The organism is Rhodoferax sp., from assembly GCF_028715765.1.
Lineage (GTDB): Bacteria > Pseudomonadota > Gammaproteobacteria > Burkholderiales > Burkholderiaceae_C > Rhodoferax.
Genome location: NZ_JAQURE010000003.1, coordinates 106,475 through 126,911 on the forward strand (window position 1 = coordinate 106,475; position 20,437 = coordinate 126,911).

Genomic DNA, 20,437 nt, shown 5'->3' on the forward strand with positions numbered 1-20,437 from the left:
TTAGTTGTTGCTGAGCTTGGTTTCCAGCGTGTCGTCGCGGGTGAACCGAAAGCGTGACACCACCGCAATCTGGTCGGCCTGCTGGCGCATGGCTTTGCTGAAGCGGCCATAGGGGCCGGCTGCACGGGCAATGGCGCGGGCACGCCGATCCAGCGCCGGGTTGCCTGAGCTTTGCACAATTTCGGTTGAAAGCACCCTGCCATCGTGGTTGATGTTGACGATCATGGTCAGCTCGCCGTAGAGCTTTTGGCCACCTTGTTGTGGAAAGTTTTCGGTGCCTTTGTCTTCAATGGCGCGGCGCAGGTGGTCGTAATACACCGCGTACACCGCCTCGCGCGTGGCCGGGCTGATGTAGCGTTTTTTCGGGCGGGCGTTTTCCTGGTTGATGCGTCGCTCAATCTCGGCCAGCAGTTTGACCAGTTGGCGGCGCTTTTGCTCGCGCTCAACTTGCTCTGGGGTGCGTTGGGCTTGGCGCGGCACCGGTGGCGGCAGGCCCGCCAGCATGTGTTTGACCTGTGCCAGCATCAGGTTTTGCTGCTCTTGCAGTTCGCGCACCTGGCGCTCTTGGTCTTGGGCGCTGTCTTGGCCATCGAGGTTGATCAGCGCGGGCGGCAGCGGGGTGGTGGCGCGGCCACGTTGCGCATCGCCGCCACCGGCCAGGCTGGCCTGGGCAATGGCTTGTGCCTTGTCAGGGCGCGCGTTGGTTTTGGCATTGACCAAAATCACTTCCAGCGGGGTGTCTTCAAACACCCGGTTGAACGTCTCAGGCGCCACAAAGCGCACCGTCAGCAGCGCCGCATGCACCGCCAGGGACGCACCCAGGGCGATCTGTAGAGTGCTCAGACGGCGCAGGTTCACGGTGTGGTGGTGGGCTCAGGGGGCAACGTGGCTTCAGGCTCGGTCAAGTCAACTGCAATCGCAATCGGGCCTGCGGCGTTGTCGTCGTCTTGCTCGTCATCGGCATCAAAGCGCTCAGGCTCTGCATCCAGGCGCTCCAGCACGGTGCCATGGATGTCAAGCGACACCAGGTCAATGTCGCCCAATTTCACCAGCACCCGGGCACCCCGTGGCAGGCCTTGCGCCCCCAGCACAGGCAGCACCAGCGGCAGGTGGTCGGCGCGCACCAGGTTGTCTTTGAACAGCGTGGCTTCCAGCTGCTCAATGGCATTTTGCTGCACGTATTTGAGCGTCCAAAAGCGCTCAATGGCGTTTTGATAGCCGTTGTAGGCGCTGTAGGCGGCATCAAAGCTGGAGATGATGGAAAACAGCTCGGCATCTTTGGGTTTGAACGGTGCCGCCAGCGCAGCGGTTTTGCCGTGGCGCGCACAGGCAATGATTTGCCACTGGTTGACCAAATCCACATAGCGGCGCAGGGGTGAGCTGCTCCAGGCGTAGCTTTTCACGCCGATGCCCGCATGGGGCTGGGCTTTGGTGCCCATGCGCACCTTCACGCCCGGTGCCATGCTGGCTTGGCTGCGGTAAATGCCGGGCACGCCCAGCTCGGCCAGCCAACTGCCCCAGGTGCTGTTGGCCAGAATCATGGCCTCGGATACGATCAAATCCAGCGGCGCACCACGCTGGCGCACGCTGATCTGCACTTGCTCGGAGCCGTTGGGTTCTGCGCCATCGCCAAACTTATGTGCCCCCACGCTCGCCATGTCATGTGCTTCGCTGCCCCCCAAGGGGGCTTGGTCGCCTTGAGGCGGCTCGGCGGCGACCAGCCTGAAGTTGTAATCCGGCCGATTGAAGTTCTCGGGCTTGCCACGCACCAGTTCGCGCTTGGCTTTCAGGTCTTTCGCCAGTCGATGCAAAAATGAGAGCTGTTCACGCTTATTTGACAAGCGCTCAGGGTCATTTTGATGTGTAAAAGTAGGGTCTTCCAGCCAGGCCAGTGTGACCACATCGTCAAGCTGGTCGTGGCGCAGGTTGGCACCTATGTGCACGCGCTCCAACCGAGTCTCGGTGGCGGTGATGTCTAAAGTGGCCTCGGTCAGTGTCACATACAAAGACACGGCCGGGCAGTCGCGCCCCTCCATCAAGGTGTAGTTTTGCACCACCTCATCGGGCAGCATGGTCAGCTTGTAGCCTGGCATGTACACCGTCGACAAGCGGGTACGCCCCACTTGATCAACCGCGCTTCCCGGCACAATGGCCAGCGCCGGGGCGGCAATGTGAATGCCCAGCAACACCTTACCGGTGCCCAGACCTTGCACACTCAAGGCGTCGTCAATCTCGGTGGTGGCCGAGTCGTCAATCGAGAACGCGCGGGCGCTTGACAGCGGTAGTTCGTCTGTAATCAGCGGTGCGTCCAGCTTGGGGAAACCGGTGCCACGGGGGAAGTTTTCCAGCAAGAAACGCCGCCAATGAAACTGGTAGGGCGAGTCAATGGCGCCGGCCTTGATCAGCAGCTCCAGCGGTCCCAGGTGTGTGGCGCGCGAAGCTTCGACCACCGCTTTGTATTCAGGTGCATTTTTGTCGGGCTTGAACAAAATTTTGTACAGCTGGTCGCGAATCGGCGGCGGGCACACGCCCGCGCTCAAGTCTTTCACCCAGGCTTCAATTTGCAGCACCAGCTGTTTCTTTTTCTCAATGGCTGCCAGTGCCTGCGCCAGGATGTCGGCACTTGCTTTTTTGAAGCGGCCTTTGCCGGCGCGGCGAAAGTAGTGGGGCGATTGGTACAGCGCCAGCAGCATGCCGGCTTGCTCGGCCAACGAGGCTTGGGCAGAAAAATAGTCGCGTGCCAGGTCGGCAAAGCCAAACTCTTCATCCGAGGCAAATTCCCAGGCCATGTCCAGCTCAATGTCTTGCGCCACGCCAAGGGCAGCCGCCATCAATTGGGCGGGTTCGGGCTTCTCGAACTTGATCAGAATGTTGGCCGCTTTGACTTTGACGCGCTTGCCGCTGTCAAGCTCTACCTGTGCTGAGGCATCGGTTTCAGACAGCATGCGGCCTGCCAGGAATTTGCCGGTTTCTTCAAATAATAAGTACATTCCCAGATTGTCCCACGGCCTATAGGCCTGGCCAAAGTCTGCCGTCTGCGTGGTGCAAGCACCCAACTACTCTTGTGCTTGGCCATTGAACCCATGGCCACACATTGGGTGCAGCAGCCATGCCAACATGATTCAGCCCACAAAAAAGCCTGCATGGTTTGAAGATGCAGGCTTGTGTGTTTGGTTTGGTGGGAACTGAGGGGGTCGAACCCTCGACAAACGGATTAAGAGTCCGAACTAATGGGCGTTGACCACTGTTTATTTATGTTGGTAGAATCAATACAAATCAACAACTTATGACAATACAACTGGACAAGTAAACAGCCTAGGTGTTGATTGATATTGACCTAAATTCACAAAATAGTCTTACATCCGCCGTTACATCCTGACCGATGTAAGACTTTCAAAGGGGTTCAACATGGCAAAGATAAAGTTCACCGCTGGCAGGGTTACAGGGTTCACCTGCCCACCAGACAAGGCACAGGCTTTTTTATGGGATACCGAAGTGAAGGGGCTTGGGCTGCGTGCCACACCAAACGGCAAACCCACTTTCATCTATCAAAGTGAGTATCAAGACAAGTCGGTGCGTCTGACCATTGGTAACCCTGGCGCGTGGACTATTCCCCAAGCCCAAGAAAAAGCACGTCAACTGCAACGCCTGATTGACGAGGGGAAAGACCCGCGAAGCCTCAAAGCTGATGCCCTGGCGCAAAGCAAAGCCGTTGCCGCTGAACAAGCCCGCAAAGCCCAACAGGAAGCCGCCCAAGCCGTAACTGTCGGTGACGTGTGGGCTGCCTACATTGCCGAGCGCCGCCCACATTGGGGTGAACGTCATTACCGTGACCACTTGGAAAAATCACGCGCCGGTGGCGAACCGTTCAAGCGTGGCACTGGCACCACTGAGGCCGGGCCGCTTCATTCACTGATGGCTCTACCCCTGCGAGACTTGACCGCGCCACTGGTTGAGGCATGGGCTGCGAAACAGGCACAGACCCGCCCAACGTCCGCCCGGCTTGCTTGGAGACTGTTGAAGGTGTTTTTGGGCTGGTGCACTGAACAAGATGCCTACGCGCCACTGGTGGTTGGGTCAAATGCTGCCAAGACCAAAAAGACCCGCGAGGCATTGGGCAAGGCTGGCACCAAAAAAGACGCATTGCAGCGTGAGCAACTGCCTGCCTGGTTCGCCGCCGTTCTCCAAATAGGGAACCCCGCCATTGCCGCCTACCTGCAAGCCCTGCTATTGACTGGCGCAAGACCCGGTGAACTGCTGGCGCTTCGCTGGGGTGACGTGAACCTGAACTGGAAGGGGTTGACCATCAGGGACAAGGTAGAAGGTGAACGGGTCATTCCCTTGACCCCATATGTTCATCACTTGATAGCCGCTTTACCGCGCCGGGGTGAATGGGTGTTTGCTGGCGCTGGTGACAAGTCGTTGACCAACCCCGCAAAGAACCTCAACGATGCCTGCCGGGTTGCAGGTGTTGACCATGTATCCATGCATGGCCTGCGCCGTTCGTTCAAGTCGTTGACCGAGTGGCTTGAAATACCCGCTGGCGTGGTGGCGCAACTGATGGGGCACAAACCCAGTGCCACGGCTGAAAAGCATTACACGGTTCGCCCGCTGGACTTGCTGCGAGTGCACCACGAAAAGATTGAGGCGTGGATTTTGGAACAGGCCGGGGTGACGTTTGATGCCGCCGCAGAACCCGGTAAGCTGCGCGTGGTGGCAGGTTGATTATCGCTAAATAGCTATACTATGAACACTTGGACTGTGACCATGCACCCGCTGGCAGAACCCGAACTGCTGGCGTTGCCCGCCGATATGAAAGCCAGGTTTGTGCACATTGCTGAACTGCTGGAAGCCTTCGGGCCGCAACGTGTCGGACTGCCCCATATTCGCCCGCTGGAGCGCAAGCTGTGGGAAATGCGAATGCAAGGCCGTGACGGGATAGCCCGCGCCGTGTATGCCGCCGTTCAAGGCCGCCGCCTGCTGGTGCTGCACGTGTTCGTGAAAAAGACACAGACCACACCGCGCCACGTTATTGAAACCGCATTGGAGCGACTGAACGCATGAAAACACTTCGCACCCTCAAGACCGAACTGCTGGCAGATACCGACACCCGCGCTGAATATGACGCGCTTGCTGGTGAATTCAACATGGCACGCGAACTGATAGCCGCCCGAAGCCGCGCCGGGCTGACACAGTTGGATGTGGCGCAACGCATGGGCACAACACAGAGCACGATAGCCCGGCTGGAAGGTGGCGCCCGTATGCCTTCAATGCGCACCGTGCAACGCTACGCGCAAGCCGTGGGCGCGCGTGCTGTGGTTCACCTGGAAGCCGCATAACCGTTTTTGCGCCAGCTAGACCCGGACTAATTACCCGGGTTGAAAAGCGGGATTCTTTCACCCGCCTGCTGGCGCATCCTGAATTGAAAGGCACTTTGAAAGGGTGCAAAAATGACAAACGAAACCCGAGACAAGCTGAAATTGATAGCACGCGACAGACTTCGCAATCGACCCGGCGAATACCGCCGCTTTCAGGCCTCATTACAAACAATCGAGGGCACGCGACTTCTTACCCTTGCTGGTGCGCTGCCAGTGGTGACGCGACAAGCTGCCGATTTTGGGATACCGCGTGCCCTTGAAGCCGAACGAGCGCACCTGCTGCGAATCGTTGACCAATGGGCGAATGCGCAACCACAACAGCCTGCCGTGGAGCCGCTGGCAAGCCCTGGCGCTGCAATGACCCTGCCGCCGCTGGGTGTTGATACGGGCGAGCCTGCGCCAGCAAAAAAGCCCGCCCCTGCTAACAAAAAATGGACACCTGAACGCAAGGCCGAATTGAAGGCTTTTCGTGATGCACACACCGAAAAAGAAACCGCTGCAAAGTTTGGTATCAGTGGCCCACGAATCAGGATACTTTTACCGACTGGCGAGCCACAAAAGAAGCCTTACAGCGTGTTCACACACCACATAAAGTAACCCGCAAGGGGTTGCGCCTGCTATTGCGCCTTCGGGCGCATTTTCATTGGGGAAACGTAAACCTCAAGGGGTTGCGGGTTGCTATTGCGCCCCATTGCGCCCTAATAGTTCGTAGCCATGTTCAACAAACCGCGAGGTTTACACCATGGCCGCAAACACTTTTCAACCCGTAGCACTGGAACGCGAAACACGTTCTGGACTGCCCACCTGCGAGGCTGCGTTTCACCTGAACCGTGCCAAGCAAACCCTACGCCTTTGGGCGATGCGTGAGGATGGCCCGCTGCGCCCGAACCGTATCAATGGCCGCTTATCGTGGCCGACTGCTGAAATCAAGCGTTTGCTGGGGGTGCAATCATGAGCGCCGCCTACCAACACCCGTACGGTCATTCGATTGACCTGACACCTGGTTTTCTGAGTGTGACCAATACCGACAGTGGCGACACGGTTTCGCTGCCTATCGCTGGCGCTGGTTTGCGCGAGCTAGGCGAACACCTGATTCGTGCCAGTGAGTTCACCGCCGCCGATTGTGCCGAACAAGCCGGGCACGCCATTGGCACAAATTGCCTCGACGCGATATTGGCCGGACGTTCGCAAGCCGAAGCGGTCACTGTGCTGCAAGCTGCATTGAATGACCTGCATGCCCTTGACCATTCAGACCGTGCCGCTGGTGGCTTTGCTGTGGCACTGGTGGCAACCCTTGAACGAGGGCTGAATCATGCGTAACGCCCATAAAAACGAATGCCCGGTGGCTGCCGGGCAAAACGTCAAAACAATTCTGAAACACACTACTTATTTTATAGCTGATGACGCACGTTTAGCAAGCGCTGCAAGCCGTTTTAACTGGTTAATTGTGTATTTTTGCGCTGCCGTTTTGGGTGGCTGCGTGGGAGGGGTTTTGTGATGAACCAACCCCAACAAATCCCGATGTTTGAAGGCCCGGCATTTTGCCCGCTGCTGCCGCCGTCTGGAAGCGCCGCTGAAACTGCCCTGAATGACCTGCTGGCGCGTGACCTGACACAAATCGACTGGCTCAACGAGCGCAAGGGCTGGCGACTGGCTGCCGCCGTGAAGTCACTTGATTACCTCGGCTGGGAACCGCAGTCAATCATGGTTCAAGCTGCCGGATGGCCTAACGCCATTGCCCGTTACAGCCTGCCCCAAAAGGCAAAACAGGCCGCTGCATTGATGCGCCAGCAAGGGGGGAACCATGCAAGCGAATGACCACGACCGCGCCCGTGATGCGCTGCAAAGCCTTGACCCAAGTTGTGACCGTGGCGCCTGGGTCAAAACAGGCATGGCGTTTCATGCTGCCGGTGGCGACTTCGATTCATTCGACCAGTGGAGCGCCGGGGCTGACTCATACAACGCGCAAGCTGCCCGAGCAACATGGCGTTCATTCAAAGCCGCGCGGGGTGGTGTTGGAGCTGGTGCGCTGTTTGGCATGGCGCGTGATGCTGGCTGGACTGAGGGCAACCCAAGCCCACGACCTGCGCCAGCGAAGTCAACACCTAAGCCCGTGGAGCCGCGAAAACCTGCCCCTGGCATGGCTGCCGCTGAGGTTTGGGGGCGCTGCACGCCCGCTACAAATCAGCATGGCTACATTGTCAAAAAGCAAGGCAACCCCGAGGGTTTGCGCGTGGTTCCTGCTGGTGACCCGCTGCGCATCATGGGCGAAAGTATGGCCGGGGCGCTGGTGGTTCCCTGCATGGCCGCCAATGGCTGTTTGAGCACGCTGCAACTGATACCGCCGCCCGAGGTGGCTGCCCGTCTGAAGGCCGCTGGTAAGCCCGGCAAAATGAATCTGCCTGGCTGTAAGGTTGAAGGCTGGTTCACTGTGGGCAACATCGTGCCTGGTGGCATTGTCTACGTGGTGGAGGGTATCGGACAAGCCTGGGCGTGCTGGAAGTCTACCGGGGCGGCTGGTGTGGTTTGCTTTGGTGCTGGCAATATGGGCAAGGTGGCTGCTGCTTTGCGCCAGAGTGATGCTGCTGCCCGGCTGGTGCTGGTTCCTGACCGGGGCAAGGAACAGGATGCCCACAAAATAGCCGCTCAAATTGGCTGCGCCGTGGCCTGCCTGCCTGAGTCTGAGCCGGATAACTTTGACGTGAACGACCTTTTTTGTCGTGATGGCTTCGACGTATTGGCCGCCCTGCTGGAAGGTGCGACAGAGCCACCCAAGCCTGAACCCAAGGTTCACCCGCTGGCGCGATACGTTGATATTGATGGCACTGCCAAGCCCCCGCGCTGGGTGATACCTGGCTTTATAGGGCATGGCGTGGCAGTTATCAGTGGTGCGCATGGCGTGGGCAAGACGACCGCACTGCTGCCCCTGGCTCTGACTGCTGCCGGGTTGCACGGTGACGACCTGCTACCGCGCCAGTGGAGGCACGTCATTTACTGCACTGAGGATGTGGAACAAGCCCGCCGCATATTGGCAGGAATCACGCTGCATTCAACCCTGAACATTGGCCTCGACCTGGTGCGTGAGCGGGTGCATATTGTTGAGGCTGTGCGACTTGACCCGGCATTTGTTGCCAGTGTGGGCACAACCTACCGTGAGCAGTTCACTCGCACTGTGCAAGGCGTGGAGGTGCTGCCGCTGGTGGTGCTGGACACAAAATCTGCAGTGCTGGCAGTTGAAAGTGAGAACGACAACTCTGAGGCTTCGCGAATGATGGCTGCGCTGAAACAGGGCTTTGATGGCCTGCCAGTATGGTTAGTCGGACACGTTGCCAAGGCGAATCTGAGCCGCAATGACGCACTGACAAGCCGGGGGGCAAGTGCCATTGAAGCAGACGCAAACCAGACCCTGTTTCTTATCCGCGAGGGGGAAAGTCGTTACCTGGTGCAAGGCAAGACCCGGTTTGAATCGAGGTGGCCTGAGCTTGAAATTGTCAGCTACACCGCGCAAACCGTCGAGCCTGATGAATTTGGCAACATGGAAACCGTGCTGCTGCGCTGGGGCATTGCCGCGCCAGCACAACAGAGTCGCAAGGAAGCCGCAGAACAGGCCGCAGAACAACGGCGCAAAGAAGACGAGGCAACCATGCGCCAAGACATACGGGGCGCTGTACAGGTGGCATGGATGGCAGGTAATCCACTGAACCGGGCTGGGGTCAAAGCCAAGGTTCGCAGCAAGACTTCGGACGTGGTGGCAACGTTGGAGAACCTGCTATCGGAACGCTGGCTGCATGAAGTGACAGTTCCCGCAAAAGAACGCACCAACAACAGCAAAGCCGCCTATCTGGTGAACTTGACAACAGAGGAACATGAGGCCGTTATCGCTGATGGTGGCCTACCTGCTGACAAGCTGGTGATACCTGCAAGCTGGCAAAAACAGGCAATTCCGGTCGTTCCCGCGCCAGGCGGTGATGCTGTGGAGGTGAACCATGCTGAACAGTAAATTCCGGTCGTTCCCATTCCGGTCGTTCCCTAAGGAATATATGTTGGGAACGGGCGGAATCAATGAAATATTGATATCCGACCCGACCTATTCCGGTCATTCCCAAAATACCGGGAACGACCGGGAACGACCGGGAACGGGTGAACTTTCAGGGAACCACTGCAATGACTGAAAAATCATTCCCTGGTGCAACTGACCTATTCGGCATGGAAGCCCCCACCAAACGCACCAACGACCGACCCGAAGCCGCCGCCCTGGTTGAGGTGCTGATGGCGCTACGGGCTAGTCCACTGGTGGCCTGGGTTGAGCGCATGAACACCGGGGCTGCACGTGTCGGTAACCGCTTCATAAAGTTTGGGTTCACTGGTTGCCCTGATGTGCTGGGACAGTTGACCGATGGCCGCCTGCTGGGGGTTGAGGTCAAAGCGCCCAAGGGCAAGCTACGACCTGAACAGGCATTCATGCTGGCGCGCATCAATGAGGCCGGGGGGCTGGGCTTCATTGCCCGCAACTGCCGCGATGTGTTCGCCGCGCTGGGGCAGGCACCGTAACCCGTTAGTCCGAAATCAGACGAACGAATCAACCCTTATTTTTGAAAGACCGTTACATGAAAACCATATTTGAAAACAGCGATTACAAGGCCGCAACCGAACAGCTTACGCAACTTTGCGAGGGGCACGCCGCCGCCGTGTTTGAGGAATCCGCACTGCTGGCGCGATTGAACGACCAACCCAACAGCAAGCCAAGTGCCCTAGACCGCGCAAAAGCCATGCTGACAGGTGGCACGCCTGCACCACGTCAAGACCGGACAGGGTTACAGCAACGCCTTGACGCCTGCCGGGAAAGTCTCGCGCTGCTGAATGACGCTATCAACGAACAGCGACAGGCTATGTCCGGGCTGGTGCAGGCACAGAGCGCCACTGTGAACGCTGCCCAACGCGAGCCGCATATAAAGGCTGCCCAACGCATTAGAACCGCGCTGGCTGGCTTGCGTGAAGCGATGGCTACAGAGCAAGGCATACGGGCTGAAATCGCTGCTGGTGGCTATCAATGCAGTCTGGAACCGCTTGAACGCCCTGAACTGAACTTCGCTGATTCACAGGCCACGATTAGCCACTACCTGCGCGACGTGAACGCCTATGTGACGTTGAATGAAATCGGCGCTGCCAAGTCGGTGAATGTGCGTTTGCTGTTTGGCACAGGTGACGATATGCCCGGCGACGTGCTGACCCTGACAGGCCATGAAGCCGCCGCGCTGGTGCGTATCGGACACGCCGAACAGACACGCGACAAGCCGGGACGGGTAAAGCGCCCGGTGGTTACGTCATACGGGCAGACGATGGCAACCGCCTTGAGTTAACCCAACAAGGGGCAGGGTTCACGCCTTGCCCCTACCGAAGCCGGGGGTAGGGGGGACTAAAAGTCTAGGCCGACCGACCTGCTGAAACCACCCTGTCCCACACGCGGACAATAAAACCCCTATTCAAAATTAATCAAAATTAATCAAATGTAATTCAAACGGGCTTTGGATGACATTCTCACTGGTGACGGTTCTAAGCATAGCTGTTGCTGACCACCTGGCCACCAAAAAAGTTCCACAAACGAATCAAATAAAGCTGCCACGCACAGACAACCCGGCAATGACCGGGTTTTTTTACGCCTGCTATGAAAAGTGGAGTAGCAACAAAATAGCCTGGTTCTATCGGGCATGGTTTTTGCGGATTGCATGTTCTGTGCCATGCGTTTTTGATAGGCTTACCCTATGACACCGCGCCGCCTGCCTGCTGTTTTTGCTGGGCATGGCCGGGGTATGCGCCAGCACGCCGATATTGAACGCCTGCGCCGCTGAAACTCGCTGCTGGTGAACTGCATAGCCTGCCCTGTTCAATCGCGCCCTGAGGCTTTTTGGTGGCTTGCACCGACCATTGCAGTGCAAGGGTTCACACAGACTGAGGGAACCTGCCCGACACCGCGTCGTGGTGCGCTGGGGTTTTTGTCACTGTTACGAAACTCTGAAAGTGGCTACCTGCTGGAGCTGGACTTGAAAAATCCGCTTACATCCGCCGTTACATCCTGAAAGTGAGAAAAGGGTTTGCTACTGTATTTGTAGTGGCAAACCCTTGCTGTATATGGTGGGAACTGAGGGGGTCGAACCCTCGACAAACGGATTAAGAGTCCGCTGCTCTACCAACTGAGCTAAGTTCCCTTTTGAAAGCTTTTGCGACCGATTTTCAAGAAGTAAATTATAGCGGCCAATGCAAGCTCAACCTGCCTTGTAAGCACGCTGGGCTTGCAAAAATCTCATTCAAAAAATCAAACCATCAGGATTTCAACCCAACTAACTGACGGCGTCCGCGCTTTGACGGGTCAGCATGGCCAGTGTGTTGGCAATGGTTTTGCGCAGTTCGCGGCGGTCGCAAATCAAGTCCACAGCACCTTTGGTCTGCAAAAACTCGGCGCGCTGAAAGCCTTCGGGCAGTTTCACGCGCACGGTGGACTCAATCACCCGTGGGCCGGCAAAGCCAATCAAGGCCTTGGGCTCGGCGATGACCACGTCACCTAAAAAAGCAAAACCGGCTGACACGCCGCCCATGGTGGGGTCGGTCAGTACGCTGATGAACGGCAAGCCTTTTTTGGCCAGATGCGTGAGCGACGCGTTGGTTTTGGCCATTTGCATCAAACTCAGCAAGCCTTCTTGCATGCGTGCGCCGCCGGTGGCGGTGAAGCAGACAAAAGGCACTTTTTGGTCAATGGCGGTTTGCACGCCACGGGCAAAACGCTCGCCCACCACACTGCCCATGCTGCCGCCCATGAACTCAAATTCAAAGCAGGCTGCCACCAGGCCAATGCCCATGACCGTGCCGCCGATGACCACCAAGGCGTCGGTTTCGCCGGTGTTGTCCATGGCCTCTTTCAGGCGCTCCGGGTATTTGCGGCTGTCCTTGAACTTGAGCGCGTCCACGGGCAACACTTCCTGGCCTATTTCATAACGCCCCTCGTTGTCCAAAAACACGTTCAAGCGGGCGCGTGCACCAATGCGGTGGTGGTGGCTGCAACTGGGGCAGACGTTCTGGTTTTGTTCCAGGTCGGTCTTGTACAGCACGGTGTCGCAGCTGGGGCATTTGATCCACAGGCCACCAGGAACGCTGCGCCGGTCTTCCGGGTTGGTGTGCTGGATTTTGGGGGGAAGCAGTTTTTCTAGCCAACTCATGTTTATTCTCCAGGTGCCTTGGTTTGATGGCGGTGCATTATGAATCCAGCGCGGTGCGAATCTCGCGCAGGAAGTTTTCCGCCGTGGTCGCGACTTGGCCGCGCGGCTGCTCGTCTATCAACTGGATCAACCGGCTGCCAATCACCACTGCATCAGCCACGCGGCCAATGGCTTGGGCGGTGGCGGCATCGCGAATGCCAAACCCAACCCCGACCGGGCACTGCACATGGGCGCGGATGCGCGGCAGCATGGCCTCGACCGCGCCGGTGTCGAGTGCGCCGGAGCCGGTCACACCTTTGAGCGACACGTAGTAAACGTAGCCGCTGGCAATCTTCGCTACTTGCTGCATGCGCTCGTCGGTCGATGTGGGTGCTAACAAGAAGATCAAGTCCATGCCATGGGCTTTGAGGTCAGTGGCGAAGTCTTCACACTCTTCGGGCGGGTAGTCGACGATCAGCACACCGTCCACACCGGCGGCTGCTGCATCATGAACAAAAGGGCTTGCATCGCCTGTAGATTGGGCGTAACCAGCTATGGATGCAATAGCGCCATGTTTTTGGTTGTAACGCTCCACTGGGTTGGCGTAGCCCATCAACACCACGGGTGTCGTCTGATTTTGAGTGCGAAAGATGCGCACCATGTCCAACACCTGGGTCAGTCCAATGCCAAATGCCAGTGCCTTGTCACCGGCCTTTTGAATCACCGGCCCGTCAGCGCTGGGGTCAGAAAACGGTACGCCAAGTTCGATCACATCGGCCCCGCCCTTGACCATGGCGTGCATGAGTTCGGGCGTGACATCGGCGTAGGGGAAACCGGCGGTGACAAATGGAATCAGCGCTTTGCGGCCCTGCGCCTTGAGTTGCGCAAAAGTAGCGGCGATACGGCTCATTGAGATACTCCTGATTTTGTAGCTTCTTGCACTTGTTTGACAAGGGCTACAGGCACATTCTGCACATCACCTTTGACAGACTGGCCTTGGCAGCTTGGGCGGCAGAAGAAATCAGCGTGGCTCAGATCGGCCACAGTGCCAATGTCTTTGTCGCCACGACCCGACAGATTGACAAGAATGGATTGGTCAGCGCGCATGGTTTTGGCGAGCTTCATGGCGTAGGCAATGGCGTGGCTGGATTCCAGCGCCGGGATGATGCCTTCGGTGCGGCACAGGTAGTGAAAGGCTTCAAGCGCTTCGGCATCGGTGATGCCGACGTATTGGGCGCGGCCAATGTCGTGCAGGTAAGCGTGCTCGGGGCCGACACCGGGGTAGTCCAGCCCAGCGCTGATGCTGTGGGTTTCCGTGACCTGGCCATTGTCGTCTTGCAGCACGTAGGTGCGGTTGCCGTGCAGCACGCCGGGGCTGCCGCGCTGGATGCTGGCCGAGTGTTTGCCGCTGTCCATACCGGCACCGGCGGCTTCCACGCCGATGAGTTGCGTAGCTTCATGCGAAATATAGGGGTGGAAGATACCCATGGCATTCGAGCCACCGCCGACACACGCCACCACCACATCGGGTTGGTTGGTTTGACAACCCGCGGCTTGCAGCATCTCAGGCATCTGCACCAGGCATTCCTTGCCAATCACGCTCTGAAAATCGCGCACCATCATCGGGTAGGGGTGAGGCCCGGCGACCGTGCCGATGATGTAGAAGGTGTTGTCCACATTGGCCACCCAGTCGCGCATGGCCTCATTCAAGGCATCTTTCAGCGTGCGGCTGCCGCTGGTGACGGGCACCACGGTAGCGCCCAGCAGCTTCATGCGGTAGACGTTGGGGCTTTGGCGCTTGACATCTTCACTGCCCATGTAGACCACGCATTCGAGCCCGTAGCGGGCGCAGATGGTGGCGGTGGCCACACCATGCTGGCCGGCGCCGGTTTCCGCGATGATGCGCGTTTTGCCCATGCGGGTGGCCAGCATGGCCTGGCCAATGGTGTTGTTGATCTTGTGCGCGCCGGTGTGGTTGAGGTCTTCGCGTTTCAGAAAGATTTGCGCCCCACCTTGTTCGCGGCTCATGCGCGCGGCGTGGTACACCGGGGAGGGGCGGCCGACAAAGTGCGCCATTTCATAGTCAAACTCGGCGATGAAGGCTGGGTCGTTTTGGTATTTGGCGTAAGCGTCTTTGAGCTCGTTGATGGCGTGGGTGAGCGTCTCAGAGGCAAAACTGCCGCCATAAATGCCGAAGTGACCCCGTGGGTCGGGTTGTTGATAGTTGAACATGATGTTATTAAATGAATAGCTTCTTACGCTTATTTCATAAGGGCTAGAGGCCTATTTTGTATATAAAAGTTGATCTGCTTGGCGCACTGCGGCCACAAACTCGGCCATGCGCTGGGGGCTTTTGATGCCCTTGTGCCTGGGCACTTCAATGCCCGAGCTGACATCCACCGCCAGCGTTTGACAGCGCGGGCGCACTTGCCGGATGCCGTCTGTCACGTTGGCAGCGGTCAGCCCACCACTCAAGACGAGGTGAGCGTTGACGTTTTTTGGAAGCAGTGACCAATTGAATGCGTGCCCGCCACCACCGAATCCCTCAACCTGGGTATCCAGCAAGATGGCTTGAGCCTGTGAATAATCTTGCACAAATTTTAAGAGATCAAAGTTGCCGCCCGCAGCTCCCAGGGGTATGCGTGCCGCCCGCAGGTAGGGGCGCTGCTCTGGGGCGCAGGCAGCAAGGCAATCGGCGGGGGATTCATCACCATGAAATTGGACTGTAGCGCCCGTCAATAAAGCGCAAGATGCTCTTATTTTTAAAGTGTCTTCATTCACAAACAGCAGCACTGGCGTGACAAACGGGGGCAGTCTGCGCGCCAGTTCCGCTGCGCGCTGGGGTGACACCGCGCGTGGGCTTTTGGCATACAACACAAAGCCAATGGCATCGGCGCCCAGAGCCACGGCGGCATCCACATCGGCCTCGCGGGTGAAGCCGCACATCTTGATGCGGGTGCGCAGCGGTGAGGGCAGGGCGGTAGGTGTCATGGCAGCAGGTCGAAGAGGGGGGTGTGGCTCGGCAACTGCCAATGCTCGGCGTAGCGGGGACCCACAAAATACAGGCCGTCGGGGGAAAACGTGGGGGCGGCGGCATCGCGGTCGCGCGCGGCCAACACCTCGGCCATCCAGCCTGGCGGCTTGCGACCGTCACCCACCATGACCAAGCAGCCCATGAGGTTGCGAATCATGTGGTGCAAAAACGCATTGGCTTCAAAGTCAAAGCGCCAATAGGCGCCGCGCTGGGTGATGTCCAGCCGCATCAGGTGTTTGACGGGTGATAAAGCCTGGCAGGCGCTGGCGCGAAATGAGCTGAAGTCGTGCTCGCCCAGCAGGCACGCCGCTGCCGCTTGCATGGCGGGCATGGCCAAAGGTCGAAACACCCAACCTACCCGCCCCTGCTCCACACTGGGGCGCACCGGTGACTGCAGCAGGTGGTAGCTGTAGCGGCGCGTCAGGGCGCTGGCGCGGCAATGAAATTCAGGCGGCACATGCTGCGCCCATTGCACCGCAATGTCGCGCGGCAGCAAGGCGTTGGTGCCGCGCACCCACGAAGCCTCGGGGCGCAGTGCCGGGGTGTCAAAGTGCACCACCTGCATCAGGCCGTGGACACCTGCATCGGTGCGACCGGCGCACAGGGTGCTGACACGGTGGTTGGCAAATTGGCTGAGGGCTTTTTCCAGCTGGTCTTGGATGGTTTGGCCAGAAGGCTGGCTTTGCCAGCCCTGATAGTGACCGCCGTGGTAGCTGATACCCAGCGCCAGCCTGACCCAGCCTTGCCGATCTTGCGTCATCCGGCCACGGGGTCAGAGTTGCTTTAAGGCGCGCTGGGCCTTGGATTTGATGTCGCCTGCTGCTTCTGCAATCACTTCTTCGATCAGGGCACGTGCACCGTCGTCATCGCCAATGGCCTTGAACTCTTCGGCCAGCGCCAATTTGGTCTCAAGCGGGTCTTCGTGGCCGTTGGGCATGGTGCCTGACTCGGTGACGGGATCGTCATCAAGGTCGAGCGAGAGCGAGCCCAGGTCAAATTCCAGCATGCCCTCGTCTGATTTCTTGGCAGGGGCAGTTTCAGGCAAGGAGAAGTCAAGATCAGCCAAGGCGTCTGGTGCATCTTCTGCCAGTGTGGGCAAGGGTTCGGCCGGTGCTGGAATTTCAGCGGTGGCGGTTTCAGTGAACTCTGAGGCAAGGGTGGGCAGCGGGTCAAAACTGAAGTCAATGGCGTTGGAGGCTGCCTCTGGTTCAGATGCCGGTTCCGGTTTTGGTTCAGGCATGGATACGGAAACTGGCTCGGGTGCCGTGTCAGGGGGGGAGAGGGCGGCAGGAGGTTCTGGCAGGGGTTCGTCCAGCGAAAAATCCAGATCCAAGTCAAGGTCTGAGCCTAGGTTGGTCAAGTCCGGCGCTATGTCATTGGCATCACTGGCACCCAGTGCCATGGGTTGCGTGGCAGCGCTGGGTGGGGTTTGCGGTTGGCCACCGGGCAAATACAGCACGTTGTCGGGGTCAATGGCCATGCCTTTTTCGCACACTTGCTCCCAGTCTGTCCCGTGGCCATCGGTCAGGTTGAAGGCCAGGGTGGCGATGGCTTCAAACGCCTTGGTGTCTTGGCGTTTGGCATAAATGTCGAGCAGCTTTTGGTGGATGGCCAAGCGGTTGGGGTTGCTGCGCAAGGCGTCTTTCAAAATCTCTTCGGCTTGCAGGTCGCGGCCATACGCCAAATACACGTCGGCTTCGGCCACAGGATCCACGTCGTCTACCGCATCGAGCTGACTCGGGGAGTAGATCATGGACGACCCGGTCACCGGGCTGTCATGGGTGTCGACGTTTTGACCGCCACTTGCACCAAAGAACGACTCGGGGTTGAGACGGCTTTCAAGGAAAGAGCTGTCCATGGCCGCGGTTTTCTTGCGCTGGCGAACCTTGTAAACCCCAAGCCCGGCAAGCAAGGCCAACACGGCGGCGGCACCCAAGGGCAATAAAGGGTCGGCGATCAAGTTATCGATCACACTGGGCTCTGCGGCTGGTTCAGGCTCAGGTGCCACTGGTTTGGAGGCCGCCAGTTGTGGGGCTGCGGGCGCCGGGGCTGAAGCTGCAGGGGCAACCGCTGCGCTGGCTGAAGCTGCTGGTTGTGCACCGGTGGCCAGGTTGGGCTGGTTGGCTGGTGCTGCAGCTGCTGCTACTGCTGCTGCAGATGCAGCCACGGCGGGCGCTTGCAAGGCACTTGCAGTGGCACGGGTCAAAGGCAAAACGGCTTGCGAAGCGGTTGGTGTGGGTGCCGTTGCAGCTGTTGCTGCGCTGGCCTGGGTTGAGCCGGCCAGTTTGTTGAGTTGCTGGATGTTTTTGGCCAGTTCATCTTTCCGTTCAGACACAGCTTGGGCGTTTTTGGCTTGCGCGAGTTGGTCATCCGCAGCCAGGGCACTGACCGAGCCTTTGGACAGGGTGAGCTTGTCAGGACTGGTGGGTTGTGGCTTGCTGTCTTTGACGCTTGCCTCGATCTTGCCCCGCGCTTCGCGCCCGGGGGCTTGGCTTGGCACCGTGGGCACGCTGCTGGCCAGCTGCCGCCGGAAGGCGTTGAAGTCTTGGCTTTGGGCGGCAATGATTTGCTTGGCTTGAGCATCGGGGGTGGCACTGGCTTGCTCTGAAGAGGGCAGTGTGACCACCGTGCCTGATTTGATGCGGTTGACGTTGTCACCAATGAAGGCGTCAGGGTTGGCGCGCAACATGGCCACCAGCATTTGATCAAGGGAAACATCAGGCAATTTGTGGTTTTGCGCGATACGCCCAGCGGTGTCCCCTGGTTTGATGGTGACTTGTGGGGTTTGGATGTTGGTGCTGCGAGCCACGGGCACAGAGCTTGCCGCTTTGGCACTCACGACCGGTTTGGCAGGTTTTGCGGGTGTGGCCTGCGCTGGGGAGCGAGCGGTAGCAGCGGGGGCTGCAGCAACGGAGGGTGCTTGTGACCTGACCACGGTCTCGGGCGCTGGGGTGGGGTTGGCTTGCGGCACTTGCGCTGCGGTGGTGGGTGCTGGGCGCAGGTTGGGCGGGTCAAACAGCATGGTGTAGTCGCGCACAATGCGACCCGTGCTCCAACTGGCTTCGAGGATCATGTCAATGAACGGGTCATTGACGGGGCGGTTGCTGCTGAGCTGCAAGTACGCCAGTCCATTGGTACGCCGTGACAAGGTGACGCGCAAACCACTCATGGCAGGGTTGAAGTCAAGCCCGGCAGCTTTGAAAGACTCTGGCGGGGCGATGCGGGCAGACAGTGTGGCGGCTTCTTCGGCATTGATGTCCAAAATCTCGATCTCGGCCTTGAGCGCTTCCCCCAGCGAAGACTGAACCGCCACCCGGCCCAGTGACAAAGCCAGTGTCTGGGTAGACCATACCCCCGCAAGTGCAGCAACCGCTACCGCGGTGATCTGCCAACGATGAGATTTAGCTATCAATTTTGTCTACTCCGGTTATGTGACCCCGCACCCTGACGTGTGGCTTGAGCCCATACTGATTCAATTTTGTGAGGAAAAACACCATAACATCAATGCATTGGCTTCACAAGTTGAGAAATTTTCTGAGCTTGTGTCAAAGCGTTGGAATTGACCTGCGTTGATTTTATGTGGTGACCTGACAACGGCCAGCCGACCGGGGTGGGCTGGCCGCATGGGCATACAACGGGACTCAAGCCTCTAGCAAAATGCGCAACATGCGGCGCAGCGGTTCAGCTGCACCCCACAGCAATTGGTCGCCAATGGTGAAGGCGCCCACATACTCTGACCCCATGGCCAGTTTGCGAATGCGCCCGACCGGTATGCCCAATGTGCCAGTGACGGCCACCGGGGTCAGGTCTTTCACGGAGGCTTCTCGGGTGTTGGGCACCACCTTGACCCAGGCGTTGTCGGCCGCAATCATGGCCTCGATGTCTGCACTGGGCACGTTCTTTTTGAGCTTGAAGGTGAGTGCCTGGCTGTGGCAGCGCATGGCTCCCACGCGCACGCAAAAGCCGTCAACCGGGGTCTCGGCAGTGCCAAACAGTGCGCCTTGCCCCAATATTTTGTTGGTCTCGGCCATGCCTTTCCATTCTTCGCGCGACATGCCCCAGCCTGCTTCGTCATGCTGCTTGCCAAGCCCCAAGTCTTTGTCAATCCAGGGGATCAGCGAGCCGCCCAGAGGCACGCCAAAGTTGGCGGTTTCAGCGGCGGTCAAGGCGCGCTGTTTGGCAATCACTTTGCGGTCAATTTCCAAAATGGCGCTCTTGGGGTCATCCAGCAGGTCTTTGACTTCGGCGTTGAGGGTGCCGTATTGGGTGAGCAGTTCACGCATGTGTTGCGCGCCACCGCCGCTGGCTGCTTGGTAGGTTTGGGTACTCATCCATTCCACCAAACCGGCCTTAAAGAGTGCGCCCACGCCCATCAGCATGCAGCTCACCGTGCAGTTGCCACCAATCCAGTTGTTGCTGCCTTTGGCGAGTGCGGTTTGGATGACCGGCAGATTCACTGGGTCTAGCACAATGATGGCATCGTCTTTCATGCGCAGGGTAGATGCTGCGTCAATCCAGTGCCCGGTCCAGCCGGCAGCGCGCAGTTTGGGGAAAACTTCAGTGGTGTAGTCACCGCCTTGGGCACTGATGATGATGTCGCATTTTTTCAGGGCGTCCACATCAAACGCATTTTTGAGCGTGGCCTCGTTCTTGGCCCAAGCCGGGGCTTGGCCGCCGGCATTGGAGGTTGAAAAAAACACGGGTTCGATCAAGGCAAAGTCACCTTCGGTGACCATGCGATCCATCAGCACGGAGCCGACCATGCCACGCCAGCCCACCAAACCTACCAAATTTCCCACTTTCATTTGTAGCCTTTCAAATAATCAGTTCAATGT

General features: G+C 58.4%; 20 protein-coding genes and 1 tRNA gene. 11 read left to right on the forward strand and 10 right to left on the reverse strand.

The window, feature by feature from the left end; all coding sequences use genetic code 11:
• Together PHT20_RS02140 and PHT20_RS02145 are read right to left on the reverse strand one after the other, a co-directional pair.
• The gene (locus tag PHT20_RS02140; protein ID WP_301019264.1) at nt 1-852 is read right to left on the reverse strand and encodes a TonB family protein; all 852 of its coding nucleotides are present in this window, start codon (nt 850-852) and stop codon (nt 1-3) included.
• A 2-nt stretch (nt 853-854) separates the two neighbouring features.
• Complete coding sequence (locus PHT20_RS02145; protein ID WP_301019231.1) at nt 855-2,990, reverse strand: ribonuclease catalytic domain-containing protein; 2,136 nt, start codon at nt 2,988-2,990, stop codon at nt 855-857.
• 418 nt (nt 2,991-3,408) lie between these two features.
• Between PHT20_RS02145 and PHT20_RS02150 the strand changes: the two genes are divergently transcribed.
• From PHT20_RS02150 to PHT20_RS02200, 11 genes are all read left to right on the forward strand, one after another.
• Nucleotides 3,409-4,725, forward strand: coding sequence for a site-specific integrase (locus PHT20_RS02150; protein WP_301019232.1), 1,317 nt, complete (start codon nt 3,409-3,411; stop codon nt 4,723-4,725).
• A gap of 21 nt (nt 4,726-4,746) precedes the next feature.
• A complete protein-coding gene (locus PHT20_RS02155) occupies nt 4,747-5,064 on the forward strand; it encodes a type II toxin-antitoxin system RelE/ParE family toxin (RefSeq protein ID WP_301019233.1) in 318 nt (105 codons plus the stop codon).
• Nucleotides 5,061-5,339, forward strand: a complete 279-nt coding sequence (locus PHT20_RS02160) for a helix-turn-helix transcriptional regulator (protein ID WP_301019234.1) — start codon at nt 5,061-5,063, stop codon at nt 5,337-5,339. The genes PHT20_RS02155 and PHT20_RS02160 overlap by 4 nt, the downstream gene beginning before the upstream one ends.
• Nucleotides 5,340-5,450: 111 nt before the next feature.
• Nucleotides 5,451-5,975, forward strand: a complete 525-nt coding sequence (locus PHT20_RS02165; protein WP_301019235.1) for a hypothetical protein — start codon at nt 5,451-5,453, stop codon at nt 5,973-5,975.
• Between the two features lie 145 nt (nt 5,976-6,120).
• The gene (locus tag PHT20_RS02170; protein WP_301019236.1) at nt 6,121-6,333 is read left to right on the forward strand and encodes a DNA-binding protein; all 213 of its coding nucleotides are present in this window, start codon (nt 6,121-6,123) and stop codon (nt 6,331-6,333) included.
• Nucleotides 6,330-6,698 carry a hypothetical protein gene (locus PHT20_RS02175; RefSeq protein ID WP_301019237.1) on the forward strand — a complete coding sequence of 123 codons (369 nt, stop codon included), beginning with the start codon at nt 6,330-6,332 and terminating at the stop codon, nt 6,696-6,698. Before PHT20_RS02170 ends, PHT20_RS02175 begins: the two co-directional genes overlap by 4 nt.
• A complete protein-coding gene (locus PHT20_RS02180) occupies nt 6,691-6,876 on the forward strand; it encodes a hypothetical protein (RefSeq protein WP_301019238.1) in 186 nt (61 codons plus the stop codon). Before PHT20_RS02175 ends, PHT20_RS02180 begins: the two co-directional genes overlap by 8 nt.
• The gene (locus PHT20_RS02185; protein WP_301019239.1) at nt 6,876-7,196 is read left to right on the forward strand and encodes a hypothetical protein; all 321 of its coding nucleotides are present in this window, start codon (nt 6,876-6,878) and stop codon (nt 7,194-7,196) included. Before PHT20_RS02180 ends, PHT20_RS02185 begins: the two co-directional genes overlap by 1 nt.
• The gene (locus PHT20_RS02190; RefSeq protein ID WP_301019240.1) at nt 7,183-9,378 is read left to right on the forward strand and encodes an AAA family ATPase; all 2,196 of its coding nucleotides are present in this window, start codon (nt 7,183-7,185) and stop codon (nt 9,376-9,378) included. The genes PHT20_RS02185 and PHT20_RS02190 overlap by 14 nt, the downstream gene beginning before the upstream one ends.
• Before the next feature lie 164 nt (nt 9,379-9,542).
• Nucleotides 9,543-9,929 carry a VRR-NUC domain-containing protein gene (locus tag PHT20_RS02195; protein ID WP_301019241.1) on the forward strand — a complete coding sequence of 129 codons (387 nt, stop codon included), beginning with the start codon at nt 9,543-9,545 and terminating at the stop codon, nt 9,927-9,929.
• Between the two features lie 56 nt (nt 9,930-9,985).
• Nucleotides 9,986-10,738, forward strand: a complete 753-nt coding sequence (locus PHT20_RS02200) for a hypothetical protein (protein WP_301019242.1) — start codon at nt 9,986-9,988, stop codon at nt 10,736-10,738.
• 770 nt (nt 10,739-11,508) lie between these two features.
• Here PHT20_RS02200 and PHT20_RS02205 read toward each other — a convergent pair.
• The 8 genes from PHT20_RS02205 to asd all read right to left on the reverse strand — a co-directional run bounded on the left by PHT20_RS02205 (nt 11,509) and on the right by asd (nt 20,401).
• Nucleotides 11,509-11,584 (reverse strand) — tRNA-Lys (locus PHT20_RS02205).
• 132 nt (nt 11,585-11,716) lie between these two features.
• Nucleotides 11,717-12,589 carry an acetyl-CoA carboxylase, carboxyltransferase subunit beta gene (gene accD, locus PHT20_RS02210; protein WP_301019243.1) on the reverse strand — a complete coding sequence of 291 codons (873 nt, stop codon included), beginning with the start codon at nt 12,587-12,589 and terminating at the stop codon, nt 11,717-11,719.
• A gap of 37 nt (nt 12,590-12,626) precedes the next feature.
• Nucleotides 12,627-13,478, reverse strand: a complete 852-nt coding sequence (gene trpA, locus PHT20_RS02215) for a tryptophan synthase subunit alpha (RefSeq protein ID WP_301019244.1) — start codon at nt 13,476-13,478, stop codon at nt 12,627-12,629.
• Complete coding sequence (gene trpB / locus PHT20_RS02220) at nt 13,475-14,800, reverse strand: tryptophan synthase subunit beta (protein WP_301019245.1); 1,326 nt, start codon at nt 14,798-14,800, stop codon at nt 13,475-13,477. Before trpB ends, trpA begins: the two co-directional genes overlap by 4 nt.
• Before the next feature lie 51 nt (nt 14,801-14,851).
• Nucleotides 14,852-15,559, reverse strand: a complete 708-nt coding sequence (locus PHT20_RS02225) for a phosphoribosylanthranilate isomerase (RefSeq protein WP_301019246.1) — start codon at nt 15,557-15,559, stop codon at nt 14,852-14,854.
• Nucleotides 15,556-16,362: a tRNA pseudouridine(38-40) synthase TruA gene (truA, locus tag PHT20_RS02230; RefSeq protein WP_301019247.1), complete on the reverse strand. Its 807-nt coding sequence runs from the start codon at nt 16,360-16,362 to the stop codon at nt 15,556-15,558. The genes PHT20_RS02225 and truA overlap by 4 nt, the downstream gene beginning before the upstream one ends.
• Nucleotides 16,363-16,374: 12 nt before the next feature.
• Nucleotides 16,375-19,014 (reverse strand): FimV/HubP family polar landmark protein, encoded by a 2,640-nt coding sequence (locus PHT20_RS02235; RefSeq protein ID WP_366520871.1) that lies wholly within the window; start codon nt 19,012-19,014, stop codon nt 16,375-16,377.
• 229 nt (nt 19,015-19,243) lie between these two features.
• The gene (gene asd / locus PHT20_RS02240) at nt 19,244-20,401 is read right to left on the reverse strand and encodes an aspartate-semialdehyde dehydrogenase (protein WP_301019266.1); all 1,158 of its coding nucleotides are present in this window, start codon (nt 20,399-20,401) and stop codon (nt 19,244-19,246) included.
• Between the last annotated feature and the right edge of the window lie 36 nt (nt 20,402-20,437).